Here is a 26639-nt window from a genome sequence, read left to right as displayed (position 1 = left end):
CAATCTTTACGAAAACAACTTTCTATAAATGCTATCGTCCTGTCATCTTGTTCTAACCGCTGGCTGAAAGACAGGACAATGGGCATCATTGATTATTCAAGGTATTCAGCCAGGCTATCCCACTCTTCCTTTAAATCAATGTTCATTTCCTCAGCAGCTTTTTTATTGATTACCAATTTTAAGTTTTGTGGATATTGAACAGGAAGTTCAGAAGGTTGTTTTTCACCGTTAAGAATTTCTGCTGCCATTACCCCAGCCTCGTAACCAATATCGGCATAATCAAACCCGTATGCAGCAAAACCACCCTTAGCCACCGAATCTAATTCTCCAACAAAAAGTGGCATATCATTCTCATTAGCAACTAAAATCACGGAATCCAGTCCAGATACAACAGTATTATCTGTGATAATGTAGAACATTTCTGCCTTACCAACTAAAGACTCAGCAGCCTGTTTTACCTCTGCTGTAGTGGAAACTGTCGCTTCCACAAATTCTACTCCCGCTTCTTCTCCAGCCTCTTTCACCATTTCAATCTGAGCAATTGAATTTTGCTCACCCGAATTATAAATAAGCCCGACTTTCTTTCCTTCAAACTGTTCAGCCATAAATTTCACTGTATTTGGGATGGCTTCAGGATGATTGTCAACAGTTCCTGTCACATTCCCTTCTGTATTTTCCATAGATTTAACTAGTTCTGCTCCAATTGGATCCGTTACAGACGTGAAAACAATCGGAATTTCCTTTGTCGCGTTTAAAGCACTTTGAGCACTCGGCGTTGAGTTCGCGAAGATCAAATCCACTCCATCACCAACGAAATTCTGAGCAATTGGTGCGTTGTTATTAGGGTCACCTTGAGCATTTTGAACATCGTATTCCACTTCAAGCCCAGCCTCGTCTAGAGCTTTCTTAAAGCCTTCAAATGCAGCATCTAGGGAAGGATGTTCAGCTATTTGCGTCACTCCGACCTTAATTGTAGTGCCCTCTTCATTTTCACTGCCAGTCGATGAATCAGATCCAGCCTCATCACTTCCGCATCCAGATAAGACGAGCGCACTTGTCATCCCAATAGCTGCCATCATTTTTAACTTTTTTAACATTTTTGGGTCCCCCTGTAAATGATTTTATCTTTATCGCTTTTGTGCTTTTATTTGTTAAAATTATAATATTATCCTAATCTAGTTATCAAGTAATATTCAATAATTTTAGAAAATTAAAAACACAATAGATTCAAAAACAGGCAGACCTACTTTAGTCTGCCTGAGCCTTCTAGGATTATTTTACTTGTAGGATTTGCTCTTTTAATGATTTCCGTAGGATTTTACCCGTTGTATTTTTGGGTAACTCATCAAGGAAATCAACTGATCTTGGGACTTTGTATTTAGCCAAATGTTCCTTACAATAAACGATTACTTGTTCTTCGGTTAACGCTGAATTTTTACTCACAACAAATGCCCTAACCGCCTCACCAAAGTCAGGATCAGGTACACCGATCACAGCCACTTCCACTATATCTGGATGCTCATAAAGGACTTCTTCTATTTCACGTGGATAAACATTATATCCCCCCACAAGGACAATGTCCTTTTTTCGGTCAACGATGTAGAAATAGCCTTCCTCATCCATTTTAGCTAGGTCACCTGTATAAAGCCACCCTTCTTTAATCGTGGCAGCCGTTTCTTCAGGCATTTTATAATAGCCTTTCATCACATTCGGTCCTTTGACGATTAACTCACCGACTTCACCTGGACGAACTTCATCACCAAGCTCATTCACAACCTTGTTTTCTACATTTAAAATTGACTGACCAATCGAGCCTGCTTTTCTTGGGCGGTCAAGTGGATTAAAACAAGTTACAGGTGAAGCTTCCGATAAACCGTATCCCTCTGACACAACGACATTGAACTTTTTCTCAAATCCTTCAAGCAAAGCAACTGGCATTGCTGCCCCACCAGAAATGCATAAACGTAATGATTTTAAATCATTAGCTTCTCCTTCAGGGTATTGCAACAGAAAATTATACATCGTTGGGACTCCTGCAAAAACGGTTGCCTCATATTTTTTCGCTAAGCGGAAAATTTCCCCTGGAGAGAATTTCGGAACAATCAATAGTGTCGCTCCATTCATTAATGGTGCATTTAAAGCGACGGTTAAACAAAAAACATGGAACATTGGTAACGTTGTAATGACTCGATCTTCTTCATTCATCTTCAAATAATTGCTTACATCGATGGCATTGCTATATAGATTCCGATGTGTGAGCATAGCTCCCTTTGGCTTTCCAGTGGTACCTGATGTATAAAGGATAATGGCCACATCATTTTCATCAACACTAGGTTCATTAAAGTCAAGCTTACCAATTGATACAACGTTAGAAAACGTTTTCAATTTAGAAGAAAACGATAGATTTGAAGGATCAATCAAAGCAGCCTCAGGTTGTCCCGACTCGCAAGTAATAAAATACTCTACTGTTGGCAGATGCTCATGCATTTTATCTGCCAAAGGAATCATTAAATCTAACCCGACAACGACTTTTACATCCCCATTCCTGAGAATATAGCCAATTTCATCAGCAGTATAAATAGGGTTTATTGGAATAATCGTAGCCCCTAAACGGAGTGCTCCATACAAACCGATAACAAAATGCGGTGAATTCCCTAATAAAAGTGCAACATGATCTCCTTGTTTTACCCCTAGTTGTGATAATCCTGATGCGAATTTAGTGACAGCATCATCCAACTCTGCGTAGGTACTTTTTTGGTCCATAAAATAGTACGCAGGTTTTCTTCCTAAACGTGATGCTGTTTGATGAAGTTGAGTAGATAAATTCATTCTTCCATCCCCTTTAAGTATAATCCACATAGAAAGCGCTATCAATTTTCTAAATATATTATATTGAAAGAAAATTACTTATTCAAGAGAAAAATCTAAAAATTCCCAAAAGGGAAAATAAAAAGCGCAACCCCTATGGATTGCGCTTTTTACATTAATAAATTAATTGAAGGAAATCGTCTTTGGTAATATTTCCAAAATAATGTTGGATTGAAATTTCGTCTAGTTGACGGGCTAGTGATTCTCGCTCATATTTTACTCCTGTTAGTAAGTTTTCAATCTCACTAACATCGCCAACCCCAAAGAAATCACCATAAATTTTACAATTTTCAATGATTCCTTTGTTAACCTCTAGTCTGACATCAATCTGTCCTACCGGAAAACGGTGTGAATGCCGAACATTAAATTTAGGAGACCGCCCATAATTCCATTCCCATGTTTGATACTTTTCTTTGGATAATTGGTTAATTTTATCCCAATCATCGTCTGTAAGTTTATACTCTGGTATTTGTTCTGTGTCTGGGAAGATATTTCTTAATAATAATTGCTTAAATTCCTCAATTGTCATTTTTTCAGACATAAACTCAGAAATGTTTGCCACTCGACTACGGATGGACTTAATTCCCTTGGATTCAATTTTATCCTTTTTTACTTTTAGTGCTGAAACAACATGGTCGATCTCAGAATCAAACATTAATGTACCATGACTAAACATTCTTCCCTTAGTTGAGTATTGAGCGTTACCAGATATTTTTCTACCTTCTGCAAGCAAATCATTTCTACCACTAAGTTCAGCATTGACTCCCATCTTTCTTAGAGCCTCAACTACTGGCTCTGTGAACTTCTTGAAATTATGGAAACTGTCACCGTCATCTTTTGTGATAAAGCTGAAATTCAAATTTCCTAAATCGTGATAAACTGCCCCGCCACCTGATACACGCCTTACAACATGGATGCCATTTTTCTCTACATAATCGGTATTGATTTCTTCAATCGTGTTTTGATTTTTCCCAATGATAATAGACGGCTCATTAATATAAAACAACAAGTACGTTTCGTTAATATCCAAATTTCTAACCGCATATTCCTCAATGGCTAGGTTAATGCGTGGATCTGTAATGCCTTTGTTATCAATAAATAACATGGTGATTCTCCTTTAAAGCGATATTGTCAGTCCTTCATGTGCCAATTGAATCGGACCATTATATTTTTGCTTAGCTTCTTCTAGAAGCTGATTTAAATCTCCATAATGGGGTAAATGAGTGAGCACGAGACGCTTTACTTCGGCTAGTGATGCAAGTTTTCCAGTATCAAAGCTATTCATATGACCTGCACCTTTTCCACTTTGCTGTCCGTAAAAATTACATTCACAAAGCAGAACATCCGCATTTCTAGAAAAGTCGGTAAATTCCTCTTTATATGCTGTATCAGCCGTATAAACTAATACTTTCCCTTCAACTTCTATCCTCATCGCAAAACACGGGACTGGATGAACGGTTCTTAGAAACGTAATCCTAAAAGGGCCGACCTCTAGTGTTTGATCAAGTTGATATGCAACTCCAGTTGTCACATTTTTATATGTAAGTTTTGAAAACTCAGCCTGATCTAAATTATGCCCATAAATGGGGAGCACCGGTGGCTTCTTACCCAAAAACCCTTGAATCAGTCTTGCATGATAAAGCACGCCAATATCAGCATTATGATCTGGGTGATAATGGGAGAGCACTAGTGCATCAAGCTGCTCTGGTTGGACAAAATTTTGCATTTTCGATAAAACTCCACTTCCGCAGTCAATCAATAGCTTAAAACCATCATGCTCTAAAAGATAACCTGAACTAGCTTCATTTTTCTTCGGATAACCACCCCAACAGCCGATTACTGTAAGTTTCATGTTCATTCCCCCTAGGTCGATTTGTCCAATCCTTACTATACTTCATTTTGCCCATTTTTTCATTTTTTACGTTTTGTTATAAAACAACTGTTGACACTCCAGCAACTGTTATAATACAATGAGAGCAACTTAATAAACAAACAAGTTTTAAATTTCAATCAATGGGGGTTATCAGAATGCTTGAGAATGTTGTTGAATTTTTCCGGTATTTACCTGCAAAAAATTGTGTAGAATGTGGAGAAGCCATTGAAGAGCAACATGAGTGCTATGGCAGCAAATGCGATAACTGTATGGACCCAGGAAAGTATTAAATTGAAGGTATCATAAACCAATGTTTTAAATGTATACAAAAACAGCCTGCCGTTAGAAACGGCGGGCTGTTTTATATCAACCAAATTACAATTATGATAATTTATTTAGAACAATCGTCGCTAATGCATCAATGAATTCAGGTTGTGCATTCGGCATTTCCGGGCGATAATAGCTCGCTCCGATTTCATCTGTGACAACTTTGCATTCATAGTCATTGTCATATAACACCTCAAGATGTTCTGAAACAAAACCAGCAGGTACATAAACAAAGGCTTTGTACCCATGCTCTTCATAAAGGTCTCTAGTTAAATCTTGTACATCTGGTCCAAGCCATGGCTCCGGAGTATTCCCAGCACTTTGCCAACCTACTGCGTAATTTTTCACTCCGGCACCTTGAGCAATTAGGTCCGCTGTCTTTTGAAGCTGATCTGGATATGGATCTCCGGATTGCAAGATTTTTTCTGGCAAACTATGTGCTGAAACAATTAATACAGCCTTTTCTTTCTCGTCAGCCGGCATGCGATTGAATGTTTCAGATACATGGTCTACCCAATACTGGATAAACTTAGGCTCATCATACCAGCTTTCAACTGATACAATTGATGGCCCTCCTAGTTTTTCCGCTTCTGCTTTGGCACGACCATTATAAGATTTCACACTGAAAGTGGAGAAATGTGGAGCAAGTACGATGCTAACGGCTTCTTCAATTCCATCATCATGCATTTGCTTCACTGCATCCTCAACAAATGGTTCAATATGCTTTAATCCTAAATACATTTTAAATTCATATTGGTCTTGAATATCATTCAAGCGCTCTTCAAGTTTTTCTGCTTGGCTTTGAGTAATTTGTGCAAGAGGAGATATCCCACCAATAGCTTCATATCTTGATTTTAAATCCTCTAGTAGTTCATCTGAAGGTCTACGTCCGTGACGAATATGTGTATAATAACGTTCGATATCCTCTTCTTTATAAGGCGTACCATAGGCCATGACAAGCAGACCCATTTTCTTCTTTTCCATTACTGCACCTCTTTTTACTGTATAAATAATAAAAAGCATATAAATCTAAGAAGAAGGCATATTTAGGACCTATATCCCCTTTCTTCTGTCTTAGGTGTGTTCTCACAAAACTATTTTGCCAAAATATCGAGCAAATTACCAATATCCTTACTCGAAGAAAAGCGAAAACGCTTTGCACAGCCGACTAGAATTAAAAAACAACCGAAATATACGTTGTTTTGCCTTCAGTTCCGGGATGTAAGAAAGTGCTAGCGACCGTTCAGACTTTACGACTTACTTTTACTCATAAGTTTAACCTTTTAATTTTTCTGCAGAATATTCATGAACGAAACTGGTTAATTTCTTTAATGTTGCTGGATTTACAGATGGGAAAACGCCATGACCAAGGTTAAAGATATAACCTGGCTGTTCCACGCCTTGGTCTAGTATTGCTTTTGCTCTTTCCTCGATCACTTCCCATGGAGAAAGAAGAATCGCTGGGTCTAAGTTTCCTTGAACTGTTTTATGGATTCCTAACTCACGTGCTTCTTTAATTTGCAGACGCCAATCTAGGCCCACCACATCTAAGGGAAGATCATGCCATTCTTTCGCAAGATGACTTGCCCCTACCCCAAACATAATGAGCGGAACATTTTCTTCTCTTAGTTCAGAAAAAATACGTTGCATGATTGGCTTTATGTAATAGCGATAATCTTGAACATTTAATGCTCCTACCCAAGAATCAAAAATCTGGATGGCTTTAGCTCCAGCTTTAATCTGTGCCTTTACATAAGTAATAACCATCTCTGCCAACTTGTCCATTAAAGCAAACCAGGCCTTAGGTTCTGCATACATAAACGCTTTCGTTTTGTTGTAGTTTTTGGAAGGACCGCCTTCAATCATATAGCTGGCAAGAGTGAACGGTGCACCAGAAAATCCAATTAGAGGAACTGAAAGTTGTTCTTCCGTTAGAATTTTGATGGTTTCAAGTACATATGGTACATCTTCCTCAGGATTGATTTCACCTAATTTTTCTACATCCGCTAAAGAACGAATCGGGTTATCAATAACGGGACCAATTCCCGACTTAATTTCAACATCTACTCCTAGAGCAGGCAGTGGACTCATAATATCTTTATATAAAATTGCTGCATCAACATTGTATTGCTCCACTGGTAATCGTGTTACATAAGCACAGAGTTCTGGTTGATGCGTGATTTCAAACAGCGAATATTTTTCTTTAATCGCTCTATATTCAGGTTGAGAACGTCCCGCTTGGCGCATATACCATACAGGAACATAATCGGTCTTTTCTCCTTTAGCTGCTTTTAAGAATGTGTCATTAATTGCTCTTGTCATTTGAAGTGATCCACCTTTCAAGTACTCTTTCGTCTATCCTTTTTTGTCTAACTTATCCTTTAGTCTCAGGGTAAAAATGCCAGAACAGAGAGGTTCAACCTAGTTTTACACTATATACACTATATCCTTTTTATTAAAAGAAAAGATGCGTATAAGGTAAATGTCATAAAAATGACGATTTTGTGGCTTATTTCTAAACAAATTTTGGTTTTCAAGCCTTCCATTCATATAATAAAAATAATCCCTTTATGATCGGAGGAATAAATATGAATCTTTTTATTACGTCGGGAACACGAAACTATTTAAAAAAAATGAAAGAAAAGTATCCCGAAGAAAACATGCTTTTGCTTGGTGATGAGGAATCAGCTGTACTCATACATGAGACCGCTTCCGGCACGATTTTTAACCAACCACGTAAATATGAGGTGATCGATTCCTACGGAAACTTTGAAAATGCGGAATACGTCGTCATGAACAATATTCCTGTTACCGATGAAGGCAAACCGTTGTTTGAATACCGTTTTAAAAACCGGAATCGTCAAATTGAATCCCAGCCAGGATTTGTGGCCATTCGAGTTTTACGCCCTATTACTTCCAACACGTACATCATTTTAACCCTTTGGGAAAACCGTCAAGCATTTGAAAAGTGGAAAACATCAGAGAGCTTTCAAAAGTCCCATGCTCAACAAGCTGGAACTCAAACTACTCATCCACATTCAATTTTTACAGGACCATCCTATATCACCACGTATAGTATAGCCGAAGAAGAATAGGGTTTCAAAGAGGAGGTACTTCTCCTCTTTTTTTAGTTCTATTTCTCAAACTTTGTTGCTTTTGATAAAAATATATTGAATGAGCTAGGGTATACCCTAAGAGTTGCTTCTTTCAAGAAAAAAGAGCTTGCTAACTTAATTTTCAGCGTACAAAATGACGATTATTGCGTTATAGACTTTTGTTTAGAACATTTTTGCGATACCGTTCATAAAGTTGGATCCATATGACTGACCACATTAGCCCCAAAGCATAGCCAGCAAGAATATCAGAAGGATAATGTACATTCAAGATTACACGACTAATCCCATAAAATAATATGATGAATGTGGTTACTAGAATAACAGTAATTTTAGCTTTCAGACTTGTTAGCCTCATTATAAGGAAATAAGCAGCCATCGAATACATGATGAAGCCCATCATGCTATTCCCACTAGGGAAGCTTAATGTTGTTACCTCGGTTAATTGCTCTGTTGTCGGTCTCGGTCGTTGATGCCATTCTTTGAGAATAGAGTTTAAAAGATACCCTGATAGAACTGCAAATACATAGACACCTACTGCCATATAATCTTTCCGCTTGAAAACCAGCCAAGTGATAACAGCTACAGCAACGATCACAAATCCTTTCGTCGAGCCAAGGGTAGCTAGTGTTTCCGATATCGCTGGTTTTGAATTTCCTACAAATGAATGAACAACATTGCTTATGCCCTCATCCAAGCGAAGTGAATGGCCATTAGCTATAGCTATAGCTATAGCTAAAGATATATAGACTGAAATCGCACCTAAGACTAGCAATAAGCGTTTTATTTGTACTCCTACCATTTTCTTCCCCTTTTATCTGTGCTCTCTTAATCTTTTATTCTACTCGTAAGCACGTTAACTATCTTACTGAATTATTAAAAAAAGGCAATATAGAGTGGTATAATGAATGAAAATTACATAGAACAACAGGAAGGGAGAGGTATTACTTGAAGGAAACATTGTTTAATAAACTTGAAAGTTTGTTCGAAGATATGGTTCAGATTAGAAGATATTTGCACCAACATCCTGAGCTATCGTTCCAGGAAGTACAGACGGCACACTACATCAAATCTTTCTATGACAAGCTAGGAATTGAAGTCCGTGGAAATGTTGGAGGAAATGGCGTCGTTGCCAAAATATATGGATCTAAGCCCGGTAAAACTGTAGCCCTGCGAGCTGATTTTGATGCTCTCCCCATTCAAGAAGAAAATAATCTGCCTTATAAGTCGCTTGTTCCAGGTGTTATGCATGCATGCGGGCATGATGGCCATACAGCTACCCTTCTTATCCTTGGGAAAGTTCTTCATGAGATAAGAGAGAACCTGTCGGGAACTTATGTAATGATCCACCAACATGCAGAAGAATATGCCCCAGGTGGTGCCATTTCAATGATTCAAGATGGCTGTCTCGATGGTGTCGATGTCATTTTCGGCACTCACCTTTGGGCAACTGTCCCTACAGGAACGATTCAATACCGTGTAGGTCCGATTATGGCAGCTGCTGACCGGTTTGAGATCGCCATTAAAGGAGAGGGTGGCCATGGTGCACAGCCTCACAAAACAAAAGATGCAATCGTAGCTGCTTCACAGTTAATCATGAATCTCCAGCAAGTTGTTAGCCGAAGAGTTTCCCCAATCGATTCTGCTGTAGTCAGTGTAGGATCTTTTATGGCAGAAAATGCTTTTAATGTTATTGCCGATAAAGCACAGCTTGTCGGGACCGCAAGGACATTTACTGAAGAAAGTCGCCAATTAATTGAAGATGAATTAGAAAAGGTGATTAAAGGTACTTGCTATGCGAATGATTGCACTTATGATTATACCTATTTCCGCGGATATCCTGCGGTAGTCAATCATCCGGTAGAAACCAAACTACTTATTGAATCCGCTACCCAAGTCCCAGATGTAACAAAAATTGAAGAATCAGAGCCGGAGATGGCGGGTGAAGATTTTGCCTATTATCTTCAGCATGTCAAAGGCACCTTCTTTTTCACAGGGGCTAAACCAACCGATGTTCAAAGCCCTTATCCACACCATCATCCCAAATTTAATTTTGACGAGAAGGCCATGCTAATTGCAGCTAAAACTCTTGGAATCGCTGCCCTAAATGCTCAAATGAAACAAGAAGAATAAACCACACACAAACCCAATCTCAAAGATTGGGTTTTTAAATCTTATTCCTTAAATAATGGCTGTTTTTGTAACGATTGTTGTTGAAATCTAAAAAACGATTTTAACGCAGAATCAGCCATTTTGTGTGTTCGTACTAAGTTTGCTGGCTCTTTTCTCCTAATCTAAAAAGTCCCTTCAAGTGAAAATAAAGTAATTTCTCTTCATTTTATCTCGAAAAGCAACAATGTTTGAGGAACGAGCCTAATAAATAACTGAAAATAAGATAATGAACTTACTACAGTGTCGGAGGGGGTGTTGTTAGCAAACGTAAACGATAAGCGTTCTTTGTTGTCTCTCCTAATTGGTCAAGCAAATTATAATTGGCGTATGCCCCAACTACTGCACCAATTCCAGGGACAAGTTGCGCCATCTTAACGAGGTCAATATAATCGCGATACTCTTGCTGAAATTCCTGCCAATCGACATCTAAAAGGGATTGCTTGTGCTTCTCCCAATTCTCAATAGTTTCCAAGGTTTCTTTCCGCTTTTCATCACTTGAGAAAGCTAATTTAAAGACATGAAGGATAAAAAGTCGCTCCTCATAATCTGAGGAATCATATCCGTAAATGGACGCTGCATCAAATAAAAACTTCATTTTAATCGATAATAAAAGCGGAAAATCAGCCATGCCGAGTAGCAATCCACCAGCACCTGTTCCTGCACCCTCAACCACTGCTGTTTTGCGGTAGGTGTCAAGCTTCTCAGTTAATAACCCATCTTTCTGCTGCAAGCTAAGCCCAGCCCCTTGATTTCGCTTTGTCATGTAATCAGAACCAGTTAACGTTGCTTTTACCATTTTTTTAATTGCATCCGTCATGAATTGGTGAACTTTATCAGGAATCATCCCATTAACTTTCCCTTGAACTTTCTTGGAAGCTCTTGTTAGCATATTTGAACGCTTTTTCATTTTCCGTTTCCAATCGGCAATTTCATCATATACTTTCAGCTCATATTCATTCATATTTGATCCCTCCATATCTATCACTACGTTCCTTCTCTCATTTCGTTTCATACAATACGGATATAAAAGTCTATTTTCGTAAAGTTTGTTGTTAAAATCCTAAAGCCGGTTTTACTGAAAAATAAGCTCTTCTCTGCGATACTACTTAGTTTTCAAGCTCTTTTCTCCTCATATAAACGAATTTGGAATGGAATCATAGCTAAATACCAACAATGATTGAGAAAAAGAGCCTTATAAAAAAAGAATTCTTAATCCTATTCAATGTATACATGCACTTAATAATGTAAACATAACAATTATTTTCAACATAAAAGTAGGTAAAAAAACCTTTCAGCAGCGCTGCTGAAAGGCTATTATACTTGTCTACGTTTTTTACTATACAAATGCACAAAAAACAGTGTAAATACTGCCCCAAACACGATCGTCATTAGTCCGTTCGCATAATCTTGTTTAACTAAAATAGCGATACCAAATAACGCTGTTTGAATAAAGAGAACCCATGTTAACAAGTCAGTGAAAGCTTTCTCTTTCAATTTATGAGCTAAAGGATACAAATCTAACCAAAGTTTATGCTGATGATGGTTCCATAACGGCAGAAGCTGAAATCCCGTTAAATAAATGAAAATAAGCGAGAGGACCGTCTGCCCAACACCATCGGTAAGAAAAAACACACCAATCGTCCCAATAACGGTTAATCGGATAAACAACCCAAAATAATCTCCAGAACGGAAAAATGTCCGAGCATACAGATGAGAAAAAGTTGACTCATGTTTATAGGATAGGGTGCCCAAAAAGACATCTAGCCACTTTCTTCGCTTCACTCGATCCTTTAATTTAGGAACGTCAGTAAACAGATTTGCAATTCGGTAGAAAGCGCTCATTCTTTTTTCTTCTTGTTCAATTAAATATTCCCATTTAAGTCCTTTTCCTTTTGCTTGATTCCGATATAAAACCAATAGCAGAAGCAATACAAGCGCAGAAGCACCAATTAAAATTAAATTTGCTTGTGAAAATAACAAATACAAGGTTACAGCGTTCACACTAAACCGGATTAGCATGTCCACTTTATGTGTAACCGGATCAAGATCATATTGTACCTGCCAGCGAATGAGCAAGTTAATTCCTTTTAAAACAATTAACACAATCAGATAGGGAAAGAATACTCCGAAGCTTGTCCCTTTAACTTGAACATACATCGGCATCACTACTGCTAAAAAAATTAACAATAAATACGCCTGAAGAACAAGACTAAAGATGCCTCCCCGTTTGAAATAATTCGCTAACTTATCTTCAAGTGGCAACAAAAAGACTTTATCCGCTTCTGTTAAAAAAGTAAAAATTGGACTATAAGTTAAAACCAGTCCTAACAATACAGCCATTATGATTGCTACTGGAAAATCAGCAGTCAATGTCTTAACCCATTCTTGGTAATAAAATCCGGCAGTCCCAATTAAGAACAAAAACACAATGACAAGATGACCATTAAAAATATAGCGAAGGTACTGACTAGTTTCTTTAAAAAAGATACCAAAGCGCTCTTTCCATAACTCCAGTGCATTAAACATAGTCTTCTTCCTTTGTTAGCTGAATATATAAGTCATCTAACGTTGCCCCCGGCATACCAAACTGGCTTTGTAACTCCTGTAAGGTTCCTTTTGCCCTTACAGCACCTTCATGGAGAATAACAAACCGGTCGCAATAACGTTCTGCGGTTGCAAGAATATGTGTCGACATTAAGATTCCCGCTCCATTTGCTTTCATTTTATCCATTAAATCAAGCAAAGACTGTATTCCTAAAGGATCCAACCCAACGAAAGGTTCATCGACAATGTATAAGGAAGGCTGAACTAAAAAAGCGCACATAATCATGACCTTTTGTCTCATTCCTTTCGAGAAATGAGCTGGAAACCACTTTAACCGTTTTTCCATTCGAAATTCCTTTAAAAGCTTGTCTACTCGCTCTCTGTATACCTTTTGATCGATCCCATAAGCCATTGCGGTTACTTTTAAATGCTCTTCTAACGTCAATTCATCATATAAAATCGGCGTTTCGGGAACAAAGGTAAATTGTTTACGATACTCTTCGCGCCCTTCCTTAATGGAACGTCCATTGATTTTAATTTCCCCTTTATGAGGCTCCATCAATCCAATAACATGTTTGATGGTGGTACTTTTCCCAGCCCCATTGAGACCAATTAGACCTACCATCTCATTTGCCCCAACTTCAAAGCTAACATCTTTAAGCACAGGATTTCTTGTATACCCGCCCGTTATATTTTCAATCTCTAATAATGCCATAGGCACCATCCTTCCACGCATACTCTTGGTTCATATTTTATCAAATCCACAGCAAGAAAAACAGAAACAGTAACAGCAGAATATTTATTAACTTAAACTGCCACTGTAGGCGAAGTGACTGGAGTCGGATTCATCAACAATGTTTTACAGACCCGAAAGTATATGACTATAACAATAAAGTTCGGAAGCATGTCTAACTCCGCTCCTTAAAACGCGGCACTTCCCTGCTCCGCCGATAGAGATAAACACTCACAGCAAATCATAACCAAAACATCTTTTTAAATTTTTTTTTGACTTTCTGTTATATTTTTGTGTCGACCGGGCATTATAATCTTTGAAGGGGAAAACAGTTAACCAATCGAAATGAGGTGTCTGTCAAAGACAAGTAATTCGAGGTTTAAACGCTTCAAAAAAACCTTCAAGGGGCTGGTAGCATTGGGAACAATATATGCATTACCTAGCTTTAATCAATAAACACTCTAATAAATGAGGTGTTTGCCGAAGATACACATCCGCTTTAGACGTTGAAGTTTAAAAACTGAAACGAACAGGGGATGGTTCGATTGAACACAGGGCCGTTTTATAACACATCACATTAAAAATGAGGTGTTTATCAAAGGCATACCTGAGTAGCAAGGCTGATGATTGAAGGCACTTAGTATGAAGCAAGGATTCCCCTTCAGGGACAGGATTCAGTTATGAATCCTGTCCTTTTTTGCAATACTTATGTTCTTTTAAAGCTCTTTCTTTCTCAATTTTTTTGCTTTTGAACAAAAGGAGCGAGGTTATACAAAAAATCATTTCATTTTATAAGGAAAGTGCTTGCAAATTTAATTAAACTTACAAATGGCTACTCTGCGCTAAAATCAGCTTTCGAATTTTAAAAGTACGCAATACGAAAACAACCCTTCTTTAAAGTTGGATTTCCCTCACCTTTAAATGTATGTGAAAATTGTGATAAAATACCCTAGAGAGAAGTACAAAATGAAAGGGTGGTAAAAGAATGTCTGATTGTATTTTTTGTAAAATTATCAATGGCGAAATTCCAAGTAAAAAAGTATATGAAAATGAACATGTATATGCCTTCTTAGATATTAGCCAAGTGACAAAAGGTCACACACTTGTCATTCCAAAAGTACATAAAGAAAATGTTTACGAATTAACAGAGGAGATTGCTTCCAATCTTTTTAAGGAAGTACCTAAAATTGCGAATGCGATTAAAAAAGCGTACAATCCAATTGGTTTAAATACGTTAAATAACAATGGCGAACTTGCCGGTCAGTCTGTATATCACTTCCATTTACACTTAATTCCTCGCTACGGTGAAGGCGATGGATTTGGAGCGGTTTGGAAAACCAATAATAGTGAGTATAAACCAGATGATTTACAAAAAATCGCAGCTGACATTCATCAAAACATTTAAACTTCTGCTATCCGCAGAAGTTTTTTTTATTTTTTTACTTTGAAAAATAGAAATTTTCACGATTATCTGGTAGCATTGATTTAAAATTTTACTTCTTTACTGTGATACAGAAAAGATTCTGGGGGGATTAGAATGAAACGCGCATACAACTTTAATGCAGGACCGACTGCCTTACCTGAGGCCGTCTTAAAAAAGGCTGAATCAGAATGGCTTAACTATAACGGTACAGGTATGAATGTCATGGAAATGAGTCACAGAAGTAAGCCTTATGAAGAAATTAACAATCAAGCCCAAGCCCTGTTACGGAAGCTCCTAGCTATTCCTGACGATTATGAGGTCCTTTTCCTACAAGGGGGAGCAAGCCTTCAATTTGCTATGATGCCGATGAACCTGCTTGAAGAAGGAAAAAAGGGCTATTATGTTTTAACTGGGTCATGGTCTGAAAAAGCTTTAAAAGAGGCTAAGAAAATAGGTGATACTGCAATCTTTGCTTCTGACAAAGAGAATAACTACACATCCATTCCAACCTTAACAAATCTAGATACTATAAAGGATGGATCCTACCTTCATATCACTTCAAATAATACGATTTACGGCACTCAGTGGCAGGAAACACCAAAGAATGTTTCAATCCCCGTTGTAGCCGATATGTCAAGCGATATCCTTTGCCGTCCAGTCGATGTACAATCTTACGGGCTCATTTATGCTGGTGCCCAAAAAAACTTAGGTCCATCTGGTGTTACAGTTGTCATCATGAAGAAAGAGTTGCTTGAACGTTCCAAAGATACTTTGCCGAGCATGCTAGATTACAGAACCCATGCCAAAAACAATTCATTATACAACACGCCTCCAACATTAGCGGTCTATTTATTAAAATTAGTCCTTGAGTGGGCAGAATCACTTGGTGGTGCTGAGGCTTTAGAAAAAAAGAACAAACAAAAGGCAAACCTACTTTACAATGAAATTGATGAAAGCGATGGCTTTTATAAAGGACATGCAGAGGTTAACAGCCGTTCTTTGATGAACGTTACCTTTACTCTTGAAAATAAAGAATTAACAGATGCTTTCCTTGCAGAAGCTAAAGAGCTTGGGTTCACAGGACTAAATGGTCATCGCTCAATTGGTGGCTGCCGTGCTTCAATTTACAATGCCGTTCCACTGGAGCATGTCGAAAAACTAGCTCAATTTATGAAAAGGTTCCGCTCCAAATGACAAAAATGAACAATTCACACTTGAAATATATATGATATAATGGTATAAAGCTTCTCGCTGTAGGCTAGAGAGCACTGCAGGGGAAGACAAATAGTTAGCTAGAATAGCAGAGGAGAGTTGAGAAATGAATACAAAGAATCTTGTTGCACTTGCTGTCTTGATGGGGATGGGTGTAGTTTTGCACGCTGCTGTACCAGGCTTTATCTTAGGAATGAAGCCAGACATGATGTTGACGATGATGTTTTTAGGGATTATTCTTTTTCCTGAAAAGAAAAGCGTCTTATTAGTAGGGATCGTAACTGGCATTCTTTCTGCCCTTACCACAGGCTTTCCTGGAGGACAAATTCCGAACATCATTGACAAACTATTTACAGCTTTCATTTTCTTTGGATTGTTAATGGTCTTTAAGAAATATCACGGATCCGTGATTCAGGCTGCTGTATTAACTGCAGTTGGAACAGTTGTCTCAGGTACAATCTTCCTAGCATCCGCCTATTTCATCGTCGGACTTCCAGGTGCATTTGTCGGCATGTTTGCAGGAGCCGTATTACCAGCGATTGCATTTAACACTGTTTTTATGGTCATCCTCTTCCCGATTGCTTTGAACATCTTCAAGAGAACAAAGCTTGTGGAAGCAAAAGCAAGTTAATGCCTTTTAGAACCCGCAGTTTTGCGGGTTCTTTTTTTCTAGAGCTTGCGGTAGTAGTTAAAATCCTAAAGCCGATTTTAACCTGAAATAAGCCTTTCTCTGCGTGACTAATTAGTTGTAAGCTCTTTTCTCATCTCGTAAACGAACTTTGGAATGGTATCATAGCTAAATCATTCTATATTTCCTTTAAAAAGCAACAATCTTTGAGAAGAGACTTCTAAAAAATGACCCCGAATATCAAAAAAATAAAACCCATAATTGCCCAGACTCCTGCTCGTTTTTTAACCCTTTTTTTGGGCGGATAAATACTAGGCCTTTTTATAGCCATGAGGTTTTGAAGCATCATGAGCAAGCTTACGATACTACAAAAATACATGAATAAACCAAAAATGTTATGGCACCTCCTCGATGAACATGTACAATCTATTAATAGTTTATTTATATTTCCAAAATGTAAGGGTATACAATTTTCTCTTTCATTTTGCAGAAAAATAGAGTATCTTCTTATTAACTAAAAAAATCGAGGTGATGGTACTATGAACATAAAATCACTTATGTTAGGTCTAGTCACAGGAGGAGCAGTCGCTGGAATTGCCACATTACTTTCTGCTCCAAACTCCGGACCAGAAACCCGTCTTAAGCTTCTCGAAAGAAAAAACATTTTGGCTGAAGAGCTTTCAGAGCTTAAACAAAATCTAGGATTATTAAAAAGCTCGATTTCAACTGCGTCTATAGAAGGCAAAGAAGGCATTCGTGAGTTTATTACTGATGTTCGACTAGCACTTCAAAACTGGAAAATAGAAACTACCCAAAATAAACAAAACCTTTCCAAGGAACTGCAAGAAATCGAACAAACTATTGAAGAATTAGAAAAAACACTTACGTCCCAACCAAACTAAAATCCTCCTCCTTTTTTTTCAAGAAGGAGGATTTTTCTAAATCTGAGCAGAAATATATATTTTACGTGAAGTTTATCACTGTTTCTTTTTGAGTGATTGCCCATGGAAAAGAAAAATTTTTCAAAAATTTAGAAATTTATCTTTATTATTTATTGTTTTATTGGCATAATGTTAATAGAGAAATTTATTTAAAAGTAGGTGAGTATGGGGATGACAGAGAAAACTTATTCAATGAAAGAAGCACTAATTTTTAGCCAACGGATTGCGCAGCTTAGTAAAGCTCTTTGGAAGTCGATAGAGAAAGACTGGCAACAATGGATTAAACCAGCGGATTTGAACATTAACGAACATCATATTTTATGGATTGCCTACCACTTAAATGGAGCTTCCATATCTGATGTTGCAAAATTCGGAGTTATGCATGTTTCGACGGCGTTTAATTTTTCTAAAAAGTTAGAAGAAAGAGGCCTACTAAAATTCTCAAAGAAAGAGAATGACAAACGAAATACGTATATTCAACTCACTCAACAAGGTGAAGATTTATTACTTGGATTGATGGAGAGTTTCGACCCGGATAAAAATGTGGTCTTTTCAGGTACACTCCCTTTAAAAGACTTATATGGCAAGTTCCCCGAGATCATTGAGATTATGGCGATTATCCGAAATATTTACGGAGATGATTTCATGGAAATTTTTGAGAAGTCTTTCTCAAACATTGATTCACAATTCTCGGAGGAAAATGGAAAATTGCGCATTAAGGAGACAGAAGAAAAAGAGTTTGCTTAAAGTCTGGAGTACTTCTTCAATTCCGTCATGAGTGGAACAAAGAGCTCTTGTTCTAGACACGCATCGATGACCTCTTCTGCTTCCAATTTAGGTTGCAAGAAGGAAAAAAGCTCATCATAAAGCGGATGAAAATATACAAACCCTTCCGCTTTTTGTTTTTTATACCGTTTGCTCATCCTTTCACAAAAGTATAAGATTTCACCCATTTCACTTTCGGTTAATGATTTTTCAATAACCAGATAATTAAACTTAAATTTAGTCTCTTTCACCATCTTTAACAACAGTTTTTGATGGAACTCCAACATTTTCATCTTTTCCATTAGGTCATCCATGTTCATTTTCTCTAATCCCTCTTCTCCATTTTCTCCATTGTACATTATCTTACCATTTTTCCCTTGCATTATCTCGTTGGAACACCTTAAATCCCATTATCTTCAAGTATAAAAAACTATCTTTTTTTTAAAAGATTTGATATTGTAAATAACATACTAAGTTTGTAAAAAGGAGGGATTCTTAGATGATCTCCATTTTTATCGTGTTTCCGATATACGCCGGTATTATCCTTCTCATAATGAATAAGTTAACGGACTCCCTCTGTATTCAAAAAGAAATTCCGGAAGATCGTCAGGCAAAAGTGTTTAAAACCATCAATATTCTTGTTACCATTCTGTTAATCTCTTCATATGTAGAAATTCTATTTACACATTAAAAGCGGTGAGGATCCCCTCACCGCTTTTTCCTGCCGTTTTAGGTTTGGCTAATAAATTATAGCCAAGCTGCACCTACAATAATCAACAGAATGAAAAGAACTACGATTAACGCAAATCCTGCACCGTAACCTGCACCCATACTGACACCTCCTTCCAATTTAAGATAAGATATCCTATTCAGCTCATCCGTCGTTCGCATGGGCACCTATCATGCCTCAAACCGTTTTTCTAGCTTGTAGCTCTAAACGAATGCAGCTCCTACAATAATTAACAAAATAAACAGAACTACGATCAACGCAAAACCTGATTGGTAGTTACTCATAAACATTACCTCCTTTATCTCTTTACACGATTATCCTATGTGGACTGTTCCCTATCTGGTTGGACGCTTGCCTAATGGTAAATTTTATTAAGAATCTTTTTGCCCGTTCTACACTTTGTGTTATAGTATTTCTTGTGGATTAGAAAATGCCCACTAGAAATTTCTTAGGAGTGTTTAGCGTGAAAAAGTGGTTATTACCTTTAACCCTTGCAGCTGGGGTTTTCTCTTTAGCAGCTTGCAACGGCAGTGACAACTCAGAGGTCATCGTTGAGTCTGACGCTGGAACAATTACAAAAGATGAATTATACGAAGAAATGAAGGCACAAGTAGGAGAATCGGCGCTTCAACAATTGCTTTACAGACAAGTTCTCGCCGAAAAATATGAAGTAACAGACGAAGAAGTTGATGAAGAAGTAAACAAAATGAAGGAACAATACGGAGATAACTTCGAACTTGTTTTACAACAAAATCAACTTAAAGATGAAGAGGCTTTAAAAGAACTTCTAAAAGATCAGCTTTTGATTGAAAAAGCAGCTTTAAAAGATGTTAAAGTAACGGAAGATGAAGTTAAAAAGAAGTATGAAGAATATAAACCAGAAATCCGTGCTAGCCACATTCTTGTAGAGGATGAAGATACAGCTAAAGAAGTAAAAGCAAAGGTTGATGCAGGAGAGGACTTTGCAAAATTAGCAGAAGAATACTCAACAGACCCTGGTTCTGCTGCAAACGGTGGAGACCTTGATTTCTTTGGACAAGGTCAAATGGTGCCTGAGTTTGAAGAAGCGGCATATGCTCTGGATGTGAATGAAGTTAGTGAACCTGTTCAATCTCAGCATGGATGGCACATCATTAAAGTAACAGAGAAAAAAGAAAAAGAATCTTTTGAAGAAATGCGCGACGAGCTTGAATACGAATTAAAAGTATCAAAAATTGACGCGGCTACCTTACAAGAGTCACTTCAAAAAGAATTGAAAGACGCCAACGTTGATATTAAAGATAAAGATTTACAAGGAATCGTGCAGACGGAAGCTAAATCCGAAACAAAATAAACAATAGGGTTCCCCCTCGGGGAACCCTATTTTATTTATATTCCTAATGAGCCTTGTCTACGGGCTTTTTCATCTTCCATTCTTTCGATATACACACTTCCTTCTCTTTCAATAATCTCCATTTCCTGTTTCCGATCTTCGCGACTACTTTTAATCGCCATATAAGCACTAACTAAAATTCCAAAAGCCACCGCAATAATCCAAATTGGAACGCCCATCTAAACATTCTCCCTTTCTATTATGGTTGTCCTAGTTTTTATTAAATCTATGCAACTTTTAAAAAAATATGCCTAAAACAGCCTCAAGCATGTATAGCTGCTTCTATGAAAGAAGAAATGGAACCTATCCCCTTTCTAAGTCAAACAACAAATATACGGTTAATATATCGAAAAAAAGCATACCATTCACTACGTGATTTGGTATGCTTCTGCGTCAAATAGAAATTTTATTTATGAAAAGTAGGCTTATAGAAAGAGCGATTATCCAAGGCAAATACTCTCTCGGTAAACTCGCCAGGTTTAACTCGGCTTAATGCGCGATCTAGCATATTCATTTTAGCATCTAGGTTATCAATATAGTGTAAAATCTCAGCTTCCTTAATTAATGGTGGTTTGGGACTTCCCCACTCCGCCTTACCATGGTGACTTAACACCATGTGTTGAAGAATCATTACTTCTTCACCGGTTATCCCTAATTCCTCGGCTGCCTTACCAATTTCATTTACCATAATGGAAATATGACCTAAAAGATTGCCCTCAATTGTATAACTAGCAGCCACAGCCCCAGAAAGTTCATGAACTTTACCAAGATCATGCAAGATCACTCCTGCATAGAGCAAGTCTTTATCTAAACTTGGATACAGCTCAGCGATGTTCTTGGCCAAATCAAGCATGGAAACAACATGATAGGCTAGACCCGATACGAATTCATGATGATTTTTCGTAGCCGCCGGGTAATCAAAGAAAGGTTCTTGATATTTTTTTAATAAATGTCGTGTAATCCGTTGAATGTTTGGGTTTCTCATCTCAAAAATGTATTGAGTAATTTTCGAAACCATGACTTCCTTTTCAATCGGAGCCGTTTCCAAAAAATCACTTACATGCACAGGGTCTGTCGCATTGGCTGGTCGAATTTGTCTAAGCTTTAGCTGCATTCGCCCACGATAGTTTTGGATATCCCCCATAATCTTTACAATACTTTCTGGACTATAAATGGTTTCATCTTGGTCTGAAACATCCCAGAGTTTAGCCTCGATATCTCCACTTTGATCTTGAAGAATTAGTGTTAAAAATGGCTTTCCATTGCTAGCAATCCCTTTGGTTGCATTTTTTATAAGAAGGAACTTTTCAACCTGTTCCCCAACGCCGTAATCAAGAATACCTTTATCCATTGGTACCTCCCCTTTCCCTTTGAAAATTATATCATACTAGTCTAGCTTGAACCGCTCATAGATTGTCTCCACTTTTACCTTAATTTACTTGCTGTTTGGAGGTTGGGGTAAGATATAAGACTTCTTCCTCCGTAAACTGATCGAGGAGGTAGTGATGACACGTAAAAAATAAAATTTGATTTTCTGTTAACGTCCGTAGTAATGCAAACGTTCGATTTGCCCGTTTCTCATCAAAATTTACAAAACTATCGTCTATGATGATTGGATAAGGAAAACGCGAGTGTAAGGTCACCGTTAGTGCAAGCCGCAATGAGACATAAACTTGTTCAGCGGTTGCCTGACTAAGCTCATTCGCTAAAAATAATGTATGATCTTTCCGTTCAACAATGAATCCGCTCGTCGTTTCATGAGGCATCATACGAATGTACTCATCATTTGTTAGAAAGCGGAAATACTCACTTGCTTTCTCAAGTAATTTAGGTAGTTTTTCTGTTCTATATTTATCTACCGTTTTCATGAGGATCTCTTTTGCAATGGCGAACTTTGCCCATTCTTTTGCCTCTTCCTCAAACTCAAATTTCATTTGCCGATATTTATGGAGCAAATGACCGTATAGTCCCCCTTCTTCTAAGACACTCATTTTGTGTTTGAGATCAGACAAATGACTTCGAAGGTCGTCCAGTTGAGTTTTTATTTCTTCTCTTTCCTTAGATACTTTTTGAAGCACTTCGCTTGGATGTTTCTCATAGTCTAGTTCACTTCGCCCCGTAATTCCGGCTGATTCTAACTGTAAAATTATCTCTGTCAACCGGCTTTGCCACTGATTTACTTCCATAGCTTGATTCCCTTTTTCGCGGAAGGCCTCTTCTCCTTCTACTTGTGCAAGAGCAAATAATGATTCTCTCTCTTCTTTTAGTTGCTCTAATTCTTTGTTTAACTGAGCAATTTCTTCCTTTATTTCAGCTAGCTTATCCATGCTCCCTCGATATTCAGCTTGTTTATGGATTTCCTCACGGAGCCTCGTCCGTAAGAGAATAGCTGTTTCATGAACTTGATTAAATGGTGTCTTTAGGAATCGTTCTGATAAGCTTTCAAATTGCTCTTTCATTTCACGTTCCTGCTCAAGGAGCATAGAAACCTGATTGGCTAATCGCGCTCTTTCTCTAAAGCACTGTTTAAGTCTTTCAAGTAACAAAAATGCGTCGTAAATTTTCCCCTTCGCTACCTCTTCTGGTAGCGCCAAACTTAATGCGAGTTGTTCTTGATTTCTTAATAATTGTCTTTGCTCTTGTTCCCACTCTTCAAACGCTTGAATAACACGTTCATACCGAAGGGTTTGCTGGTCAATTCTCGCTGCCAATTCATAATATTTTTTTCTGTTTTCCTCATCTTGTTCGAGCATTGGTTGAATTGAAGCAACGGAATCACCTTGCACATCCACTAATTTAGCCTTAATTTCCTGTTCTCTCTGTTGCAAATCTTCCAGCTTCTCTAGGTGATGATCCATGGTCAAGTGTGGTGCTTTAGAGCGTAGAGACATCAGGATAATTAAGATTAACCCTACTGCCCCAATACCAACTAATGCCCATTGTGTAGAGACAAAGCCACTAACAAGAAGCGCCAAAAACAAGATGCCGAGAACGAGCGTAAATAAGTTTTGTCGTTTTTGTTCAGCTACTTTTTGCTTGCTGGCTGTTGTTTGTTTTGTTCTTATTTGTTTTGCTTGGTCATTAATCTCATGGAGTTCTGCTTCCAATTTCTCCTGTCCCTGAGCAGTTTGCAGCTGTTGAAGGAGTTTCGCTTTTGTCTGTTTATCTAAAAGGTCCTTTTTCACTTGAGCTGCCGCATTCTCGAGTTCCTCAATTGTATTTTTTTCATCTACAAAGGCTGCATCTAGTGCTTTCTTTTTGTCCGTTAGTTGTTGTTGGTGTTTCTGGACTTCTGCTACAGTCTCCTTAACCATCACGCTGGTATTTACCGTAGCAATTTTTGACTCATCGAACGAGGTATTCAACTGACTATTGATTTGGTCAATTTCTTCCTGAACTTCCTCTATTTTTTGTTGAGCCTTACCTTTTTCCTGAAGAATTTGATTAAATTCGGATAGCTGCTCTAATTGAGCATTTATTCTTGATTCGTTTGCTATCATATCCTCGTCAGGTTTACCTTCTGCTGCTAGTGCCTCTAGGCTCTTTTCTTTATCTTTTAGCCACGACATCCTGGCCATTAGTGGCGTCAATTGCTCTTGTAACCGTTCTAAACGTTCAAGCCCATTGGGAGGAAAATCCACTTCGCCACTTACAGCGATCTTCTTATCCAACTGTTTTTCTTCAATGATTAATGGCCATACGCGCTCTAAGGTGGTTAACTGGTGAATCTTATGTTCAAAATTAAATAGTTCCTCGGACAACCGACTTAATTTTTGCTCAGTTCCGTCTCTAAGAATTTGAAGTCGTTCATATTCACTGTTTTCCTTTTCTGCTTTCTTTAAAGCATCATAAACATCACGAAGCTCTTTTAATTTCTCATTTAATGGTGGTTTTTTTCCACTAGGCTTAAACCTTTCTTCCATTTCCTTTTGTAGCGCTTTTTCTGCAGAAACCAATTTATCCGTTCCAAGTGCTCCTGCTGAAAGTAGGTAACGACCAAGGTCGTCTCCTTTTAACTGATGGATATTTTGCAAGCCATGTAGACTAAAAGAAAAGATTGATTGGAAGGTTCCTTTATCCAAACCGTTAAGTAATTCTGTTAACAGTTCCTCCCCACCAACCAATCCATTTGCCAACGTAACCGTTACGTCACCAGTAGCTTTTCCTTTTACCCTTTCAATAACAGCTACGCCTTTATCTTTGAATTCAGCCTTTATGTTCCCGCCATACTTACTGTTTCTTTTTGGCTCATAGCGAAGTTCATTTTGCTGTTTGGTTGGAAATCCAAATAAAGTACTATGAATAAACGACATGATCGTTGATTTCCCTGCTTCGTTTTCCCCGAAAAACACTTGGAAGTTCGACATGTCTGTAATCCTTACATTTTCAAGCTTTCCATAGCCGTAAATATGTATTTCCGTTATTTTCAAAATCATTTCCCTCCTTTCTTCATTCTTGATTTAGTAGTTTGATTAACTCTTCCTCTGCTTCTTTTAAAAGTAAGACTCGCTCTTCTTCGGCAAGTTCGGTTAAATGCTTTCTAGCCAATCTATGTTCGTACAGAGAGGATAACGCTTCGTGATAATGGTCGAATTGATCAATAGTTACAAATAATTCATTGAAAAAATCACCTTGTATCATTGGATTTGAGCGAGTAAGTTGAAGGGCTTTTGAAAGGGTAATTTTACGAACCCAAACAAAATCTTGTTCCTCACTCTCCTGTTCTTGTAAAGCCTCCATTATTTCATCTACAATCCCTGAATCTAGTGAGAGTTTTGAAGAGTCTAAGTTCGTTATCTCTAAAGTGAGTACAACACCTTTTCCTTCAATTCTAGTTTCCGCTATAGTTCGCTTACATAAGTCATATAAGCTACCTGGGTTTGATACAACCATCCCATCGATTTCTTTTTCAACCCAAAGGACATCGTTTGTTTCTTGAAACGCTAGCTCAGCCCCACTTTCGTTCAGTGTTACTAAATAGCATCCTTTCACTCCAGTTTCTTTCCGGCTCCTTCCTTGGGGGTTCCCAGGGTAAACGACTGGCGGTTCTGATGCGAGAATCTCCCTTTTATGTATGTGCCCCAGTGCCCAATAATCAAATTGCTTTGCAATTAAATCTGCTATATGAAAAGGTGCATACATCCCATGTTGGCTAACGCCCTCAAAGTGTCCGTGCAATAAGCCAATGTGAAAATCAGCTCCTGTTTGTTTCTCATACTTCTCAACCCATCGCTCGGTCACATGCCGCCTCGGATAACTAAATCCGTATAAATGGACAGACGTTCCATCCTGTTTACTAAACCTTTTCACTTCTACGTCTGTCCCAAATACATGAACATTTTCTGGCATGTCCATTTTAGGCCACGTACCACCTAGATGGTCATGGTTCCCATGTATCAAATAGACTGGAATCTGTTTTTCCTGAAGTCTACTCATTTCATTTCGCAACCGCGCTTGGGCACGTAGACTGCGGTCTTCTCCATCAAAAATGTCACCTGAAATGACAACAAAATCCACCTCTTCCCGAATGGCAATTTCTGTTATCGTAGCTAATGCTTTAAAGGTACTTTGCTGCAGTCGCTCAAAGACTTTTTCCGGCAAATACTTTAATCCAGTCATCGGACTATCCAAATGCAAATCTGCACAATGTATGAATTTTACTGTCTTCATCGTAAATCCTTTCACATTCTTTTTTTCTATTCTACCATTCTATAAATACGAATGCACGTTCTCTATTTTATTGACCTGTGAGCGATTCATGGCATGGCATACTAGTGGCACAATTAGGATGTCTGATTGGATAGTGAGTTAGGATTATGTTGGCGGCTTCTATCGTTCTCTTGTTCAGTGACCAATGCTTTTTTTGGGCACGATAGATTTGATTTTTTATCGTTACCTTTTGTTCGTTTCCTCTATCTCTTTGGGCACGATAGACCTT

28 protein-coding genes are annotated in these 26639 nt (G+C 38.0%); 10 read left to right on the top strand and 18 right to left on the bottom strand.

Annotated features, from left to right (window positions below; genetic code table 11):
- Positions 1-92: 92 nt before the first annotated feature.
- The 4 genes from M3182_RS10100 to M3182_RS10085 all read right to left on the bottom strand — a co-directional run bounded on the left by M3182_RS10100 (position 93) and on the right by M3182_RS10085 (position 4720).
- Positions 93-1097 carry an ABC transporter substrate-binding protein gene (locus tag M3182_RS10100; protein WP_251557962.1) on the bottom strand — a complete coding sequence of 335 codons (1005 nt, stop codon included), beginning with the start codon at positions 1095-1097 and terminating at the stop codon, positions 93-95.
- Positions 1098-1272: 175 nt separating this feature from the next.
- On the bottom strand, positions 1273-2829 hold the full coding sequence (locus tag M3182_RS10095) for a fatty acid--CoA ligase family protein (protein ID WP_251557960.1): 1557 nt from the start codon (positions 2827-2829) through the stop codon (positions 1273-1275).
- Positions 2830-2983: 154 nt separating this feature from the next.
- Positions 2984-3973, bottom strand: coding sequence for a lipoate--protein ligase (lplA, locus tag M3182_RS10090; protein ID WP_251557958.1), 990 nt, complete (start codon positions 3971-3973; stop codon positions 2984-2986).
- Positions 3974-3985: 12 nt separating this feature from the next.
- Positions 3986-4720, bottom strand: a complete 735-nt coding sequence (locus M3182_RS10085; protein WP_251425040.1) for an MBL fold metallo-hydrolase — start codon at positions 4718-4720, stop codon at positions 3986-3988.
- A gap of 176 nt (positions 4721-4896) precedes the next feature.
- Between M3182_RS10085 and yhfH the strand changes: the two genes are divergently transcribed.
- Positions 4897-5031 carry a protein YhfH gene (gene yhfH, locus M3182_RS10080; protein ID WP_251557956.1) on the top strand — a complete coding sequence of 45 codons (135 nt, stop codon included), beginning with the start codon at positions 4897-4899 and terminating at the stop codon, positions 5029-5031.
- Positions 5032-5122: 91 nt separating this feature from the next.
- On the opposite strand, the gene hemH is transcribed toward yhfH, so the two are convergent.
- Positions 5123-6052, bottom strand: coding sequence for a ferrochelatase (gene hemH / locus M3182_RS10075; RefSeq protein WP_251425033.1), 930 nt, complete (start codon positions 6050-6052; stop codon positions 5123-5125).
- 291 nt (positions 6053-6343) lie between these two features.
- A complete protein-coding gene (hemE, locus tag M3182_RS10070; protein ID WP_251557954.1) occupies positions 6344-7390 on the bottom strand; it encodes a uroporphyrinogen decarboxylase in 1047 nt (348 codons plus the stop codon).
- A 266-nt stretch (positions 7391-7656) separates the two neighbouring features.
- On the opposite strand from hemE, the gene M3182_RS10065 reads away from it, so the two are divergent.
- Positions 7657-8163 carry an antibiotic biosynthesis monooxygenase family protein gene (locus M3182_RS10065; RefSeq protein WP_251425028.1) on the top strand — a complete coding sequence of 169 codons (507 nt, stop codon included), beginning with the start codon at positions 7657-7659 and terminating at the stop codon, positions 8161-8163.
- A gap of 169 nt (positions 8164-8332) precedes the next feature.
- On the opposite strand, the gene M3182_RS10060 is transcribed toward M3182_RS10065, so the two are convergent.
- Positions 8333-8983, bottom strand: coding sequence for a phosphatase PAP2 family protein (locus tag M3182_RS10060; protein ID WP_251557952.1), 651 nt, complete (start codon positions 8981-8983; stop codon positions 8333-8335).
- 146 nt (positions 8984-9129) lie between these two features.
- Here M3182_RS10060 and M3182_RS10055 point away from each other — a divergent pair, with 146 nt between their 5' ends.
- Positions 9130-10314, top strand: a complete 1185-nt coding sequence (locus M3182_RS10055; protein ID WP_285867662.1) for a M20 family metallopeptidase — start codon at positions 9130-9132, stop codon at positions 10312-10314.
- A 274-nt stretch (positions 10315-10588) separates the two neighbouring features.
- Here the strand turns inward: M3182_RS10055 and M3182_RS10050 are convergent, their stop codons facing one another.
- The 3 genes from M3182_RS10050 to M3182_RS10040 all read right to left on the bottom strand — a co-directional run bounded on the left by M3182_RS10050 (position 10589) and on the right by M3182_RS10040 (position 13612).
- Positions 10589-11314, bottom strand: coding sequence for an EcsC family protein (locus M3182_RS10050; protein ID WP_251557950.1), 726 nt, complete (start codon positions 11312-11314; stop codon positions 10589-10591).
- Between the two features lie 353 nt (positions 11315-11667).
- The gene (locus M3182_RS10045) at positions 11668-12879 is read right to left on the bottom strand and encodes an ABC transporter permease (RefSeq protein ID WP_251557948.1); all 1212 of its coding nucleotides are present in this window, start codon (positions 12877-12879) and stop codon (positions 11668-11670) included.
- Positions 12872-13612, bottom strand: a complete 741-nt coding sequence (locus M3182_RS10040) for an ABC transporter ATP-binding protein (RefSeq protein WP_251425014.1) — start codon at positions 13610-13612, stop codon at positions 12872-12874. The genes M3182_RS10045 and M3182_RS10040 overlap by 8 nt, the downstream gene beginning before the upstream one ends.
- 1003 nt (positions 13613-14615) lie before the next feature.
- On the opposite strand from M3182_RS10040, the gene M3182_RS10035 reads away from it, so the two are divergent.
- The 3 genes from M3182_RS10035 (at position 14616) to M3182_RS10025 (ending at position 16896) form a co-directional block, all read left to right on the top strand.
- Positions 14616-15035 (top strand): HIT family protein, encoded by a 420-nt coding sequence (locus tag M3182_RS10035; protein ID WP_251557946.1) that lies wholly within the window; start codon positions 14616-14618, stop codon positions 15033-15035.
- Positions 15036-15167: 132 nt separating this feature from the next.
- Positions 15168-16247, top strand: a complete 1080-nt coding sequence (gene serC, locus M3182_RS10030; protein ID WP_251425008.1) for a 3-phosphoserine/phosphohydroxythreonine transaminase — start codon at positions 15168-15170, stop codon at positions 16245-16247.
- Between the two features lie 124 nt (positions 16248-16371).
- Entirely contained in the window at positions 16372-16896 is a 525-nt protein-coding gene (locus M3182_RS10025) for a tryptophan transporter (RefSeq protein WP_251425005.1), read from the top strand.
- A 217-nt stretch (positions 16897-17113) separates the two neighbouring features.
- On the opposite strand, the gene yhzF is transcribed toward M3182_RS10025, so the two are convergent.
- The gene (gene yhzF, locus M3182_RS26585) at positions 17114-17272 is read right to left on the bottom strand and encodes a membrane protein YhzF (RefSeq protein WP_490715549.1); all 159 of its coding nucleotides are present in this window, start codon (positions 17270-17272) and stop codon (positions 17114-17116) included.
- Positions 17273-17432: 160 nt separating this feature from the next.
- On the opposite strand from yhzF, the gene M3182_RS10020 reads away from it, so the two are divergent.
- Positions 17433-17795 (top strand): YtxH domain-containing protein, encoded by a 363-nt coding sequence (locus M3182_RS10020; protein ID WP_251425001.1) that lies wholly within the window; start codon positions 17433-17435, stop codon positions 17793-17795.
- Between the two features lie 210 nt (positions 17796-18005).
- Positions 18006-18581 (top strand): HTH-type transcriptional regulator Hpr, encoded by a 576-nt coding sequence (locus M3182_RS10015; protein ID WP_251557945.1) that lies wholly within the window; start codon positions 18006-18008, stop codon positions 18579-18581.
- Here M3182_RS10015 and M3182_RS10010 read toward each other — a convergent pair.
- A complete protein-coding gene (locus M3182_RS10010) occupies positions 18578-18982 on the bottom strand; it encodes a DUF1878 family protein (RefSeq protein WP_251557943.1) in 405 nt (134 codons plus the stop codon). The two genes, M3182_RS10015 and M3182_RS10010, sit on opposite strands and share 4 nt — an antisense overlap.
- A gap of 116 nt (positions 18983-19098) precedes the next feature.
- On the opposite strand from M3182_RS10010, the gene M3182_RS10005 reads away from it, so the two are divergent.
- Positions 19099-19290 carry a hypothetical protein gene (locus M3182_RS10005; RefSeq protein ID WP_251424992.1) on the top strand — a complete coding sequence of 64 codons (192 nt, stop codon included), beginning with the start codon at positions 19099-19101 and terminating at the stop codon, positions 19288-19290.
- A 56-nt stretch (positions 19291-19346) separates the two neighbouring features.
- On the opposite strand, the gene M3182_RS10000 is transcribed toward M3182_RS10005, so the two are convergent.
- Together M3182_RS10000 and M3182_RS09995 are read right to left on the bottom strand one after the other, a co-directional pair.
- Positions 19347-19430, bottom strand: a complete 84-nt coding sequence (locus M3182_RS10000) for a YjcZ family sporulation protein (protein ID WP_090746485.1) — start codon at positions 19428-19430, stop codon at positions 19347-19349.
- Positions 19431-19532: 102 nt separating this feature from the next.
- On the bottom strand, positions 19533-19613 hold the full coding sequence (locus M3182_RS09995; RefSeq protein WP_432806566.1) for a YjcZ family sporulation protein: 81 nt from the start codon (positions 19611-19613) through the stop codon (positions 19533-19535).
- Positions 19614-19792: 179 nt separating this feature from the next.
- Between M3182_RS09995 and M3182_RS09990 the strand changes: the two genes are divergently transcribed.
- Entirely contained in the window at positions 19793-20662 is an 870-nt protein-coding gene (locus M3182_RS09990) for a peptidylprolyl isomerase (protein ID WP_251557941.1), read from the top strand.
- A 35-nt stretch (positions 20663-20697) separates the two neighbouring features.
- Here M3182_RS09990 and M3182_RS09985 read toward each other — a convergent pair whose 3' ends face one another.
- The 4 genes from M3182_RS09985 to M3182_RS09970 all read right to left on the bottom strand — a co-directional run bounded on the left by M3182_RS09985 (position 20698) and on the right by M3182_RS09970 (position 26371).
- Positions 20698-20880 (bottom strand): sporulation YhaL family protein, encoded by a 183-nt coding sequence (locus M3182_RS09985; RefSeq protein WP_251424986.1) that lies wholly within the window; start codon positions 20878-20880, stop codon positions 20698-20700.
- Positions 20881-21107: 227 nt separating this feature from the next.
- Entirely contained in the window at positions 21108-22052 is a 945-nt protein-coding gene (yhaM, locus tag M3182_RS09980) for a 3'-5' exoribonuclease YhaM (protein WP_251424982.1), read from the bottom strand.
- Positions 22053-22131: 79 nt separating this feature from the next.
- Complete coding sequence (locus M3182_RS09975) at positions 22132-25131, bottom strand: AAA family ATPase (protein WP_251557939.1); 3000 nt, start codon at positions 25129-25131, stop codon at positions 22132-22134.
- A gap of 19 nt (positions 25132-25150) precedes the next feature.
- Positions 25151-26371: a metallophosphoesterase family protein gene (locus tag M3182_RS09970; RefSeq protein WP_251557936.1), complete on the bottom strand. Its 1221-nt coding sequence runs from the start codon at positions 26369-26371 to the stop codon at positions 25151-25153.
- Between the last annotated feature and the right edge of the window lie 268 nt (positions 26372-26639).

This window comes from Mesobacillus maritimus, assembly GCF_023715205.1.
Lineage (GTDB): Bacteria > Bacillota > Bacilli > Bacillales > Cytobacillaceae > Mesobacillus_B > Mesobacillus_B maritimus_C.
This window is presented reverse-complemented; position numbering and strand designations above follow the sequence as displayed.

Bases quoted from the DNA above. Each gene is read 5' to 3' on its own strand.
- hemE (WP_251557954.1), bottom strand. From the start codon at position 7,390: ATGACAAGAGCAATTAATGACACATTCTTAAAAGCAGCTAAAGGAGAA.
- M3182_RS10095 (WP_251557960.1), bottom strand. From the start codon at position 2,829: ATGAATTTATCTACTCAACTTCATCAAACAGCATCACGTTTAGGAAGA.
- serC (WP_251425008.1), top strand. From the start codon at position 15,168: ATGAAACGCGCATACAACTTTAATGCAGGACCGACTGCCTTACCTGAG.
- M3182_RS10025 (WP_251425005.1), top strand. From the start codon at position 16,372: ATGAATACAAAGAATCTTGTTGCACTTGCTGTCTTGATGGGGATGGGT.
- M3182_RS10085 (WP_251425040.1), bottom strand. From the start codon at position 4,720: ATGAAACTTACAGTAATCGGCTGTTGGGGTGGTTATCCGAAGAAAAAT.
- M3182_RS09995 (WP_432806566.1), bottom strand. From the start codon at position 19,613: ATGAGTAACTACCAATCAGGTTTTGCGTTGATCGTAGTTCTGTTTATT.
- M3182_RS10060 (WP_251557952.1), bottom strand. From the start codon at position 8,983: ATGGTAGGAGTACAAATAAAACGCTTATTGCTAGTCTTAGGTGCGATT.
- yhzF (WP_490715549.1), bottom strand. From the start codon at position 17,272: ATGTATTTTTGTAGTATCGTAAGCTTGCTCATGATGCTTCAAAACCTC.
- M3182_RS10040 (WP_251425014.1), bottom strand. From the start codon at position 13,612: ATGGCATTATTAGAGATTGAAAATATAACGGGCGGGTATACAAGAAAT.
- M3182_RS10015 (WP_251557945.1), top strand. From the start codon at position 18,006: ATGACAGAGAAAACTTATTCAATGAAAGAAGCACTAATTTTTAGCCAA.
- M3182_RS09985 (WP_251424986.1), bottom strand. From the start codon at position 20,880: ATGGGCGTTCCAATTTGGATTATTGCGGTGGCTTTTGGAATTTTAGTT.
- hemH (WP_251425033.1), bottom strand. From the start codon at position 6,052: ATGGAAAAGAAGAAAATGGGTCTGCTTGTCATGGCCTATGGTACGCCT.
- M3182_RS10020 (WP_251425001.1), top strand. From the start codon at position 17,433: ATGAACATAAAATCACTTATGTTAGGTCTAGTCACAGGAGGAGCAGTC.
- M3182_RS10050 (WP_251557950.1), bottom strand. From the start codon at position 11,314: ATGAATGAATATGAGCTGAAAGTATATGATGAAATTGCCGATTGGAAA.
- M3182_RS10000 (WP_090746485.1), bottom strand. From the start codon at position 19,430: ATGGGTGCAGGTTACGGTGCAGGATTTGCGTTAATCGTAGTTCTTTTC.
- M3182_RS10065 (WP_251425028.1), top strand. From the start codon at position 7,657: ATGAATCTTTTTATTACGTCGGGAACACGAAACTATTTAAAAAAAATG.
- yhaM (WP_251424982.1), bottom strand. From the start codon at position 22,052: ATGGATAAAGGTATTCTTGATTACGGCGTTGGGGAACAGGTTGAAAAG.
- lplA (WP_251557958.1), bottom strand. From the start codon at position 3,973: ATGTTATTTATTGATAACAAAGGCATTACAGATCCACGCATTAACCTA.
- M3182_RS09970 (WP_251557936.1), bottom strand. From the start codon at position 26,371: ATGAAGACAGTAAAATTCATACATTGTGCAGATTTGCATTTGGATAGT.
- M3182_RS10035 (WP_251557946.1), top strand. From the start codon at position 14,616: ATGTCTGATTGTATTTTTTGTAAAATTATCAATGGCGAAATTCCAAGT.
- M3182_RS10010 (WP_251557943.1), bottom strand. From the start codon at position 18,982: ATGCAAGGGAAAAATGGTAAGATAATGTACAATGGAGAAAATGGAGAA.
- yhfH (WP_251557956.1), top strand. From the start codon at position 4,897: ATGCTTGAGAATGTTGTTGAATTTTTCCGGTATTTACCTGCAAAAAAT.
- M3182_RS10045 (WP_251557948.1), bottom strand. From the start codon at position 12,879: ATGTTTAATGCACTGGAGTTATGGAAAGAGCGCTTTGGTATCTTTTTT.
- M3182_RS10005 (WP_251424992.1), top strand. From the start codon at position 19,099: ATGATCTCCATTTTTATCGTGTTTCCGATATACGCCGGTATTATCCTT.
- M3182_RS10100 (WP_251557962.1), bottom strand. From the start codon at position 1,097: ATGTTAAAAAAGTTAAAAATGATGGCAGCTATTGGGATGACAAGTGCG.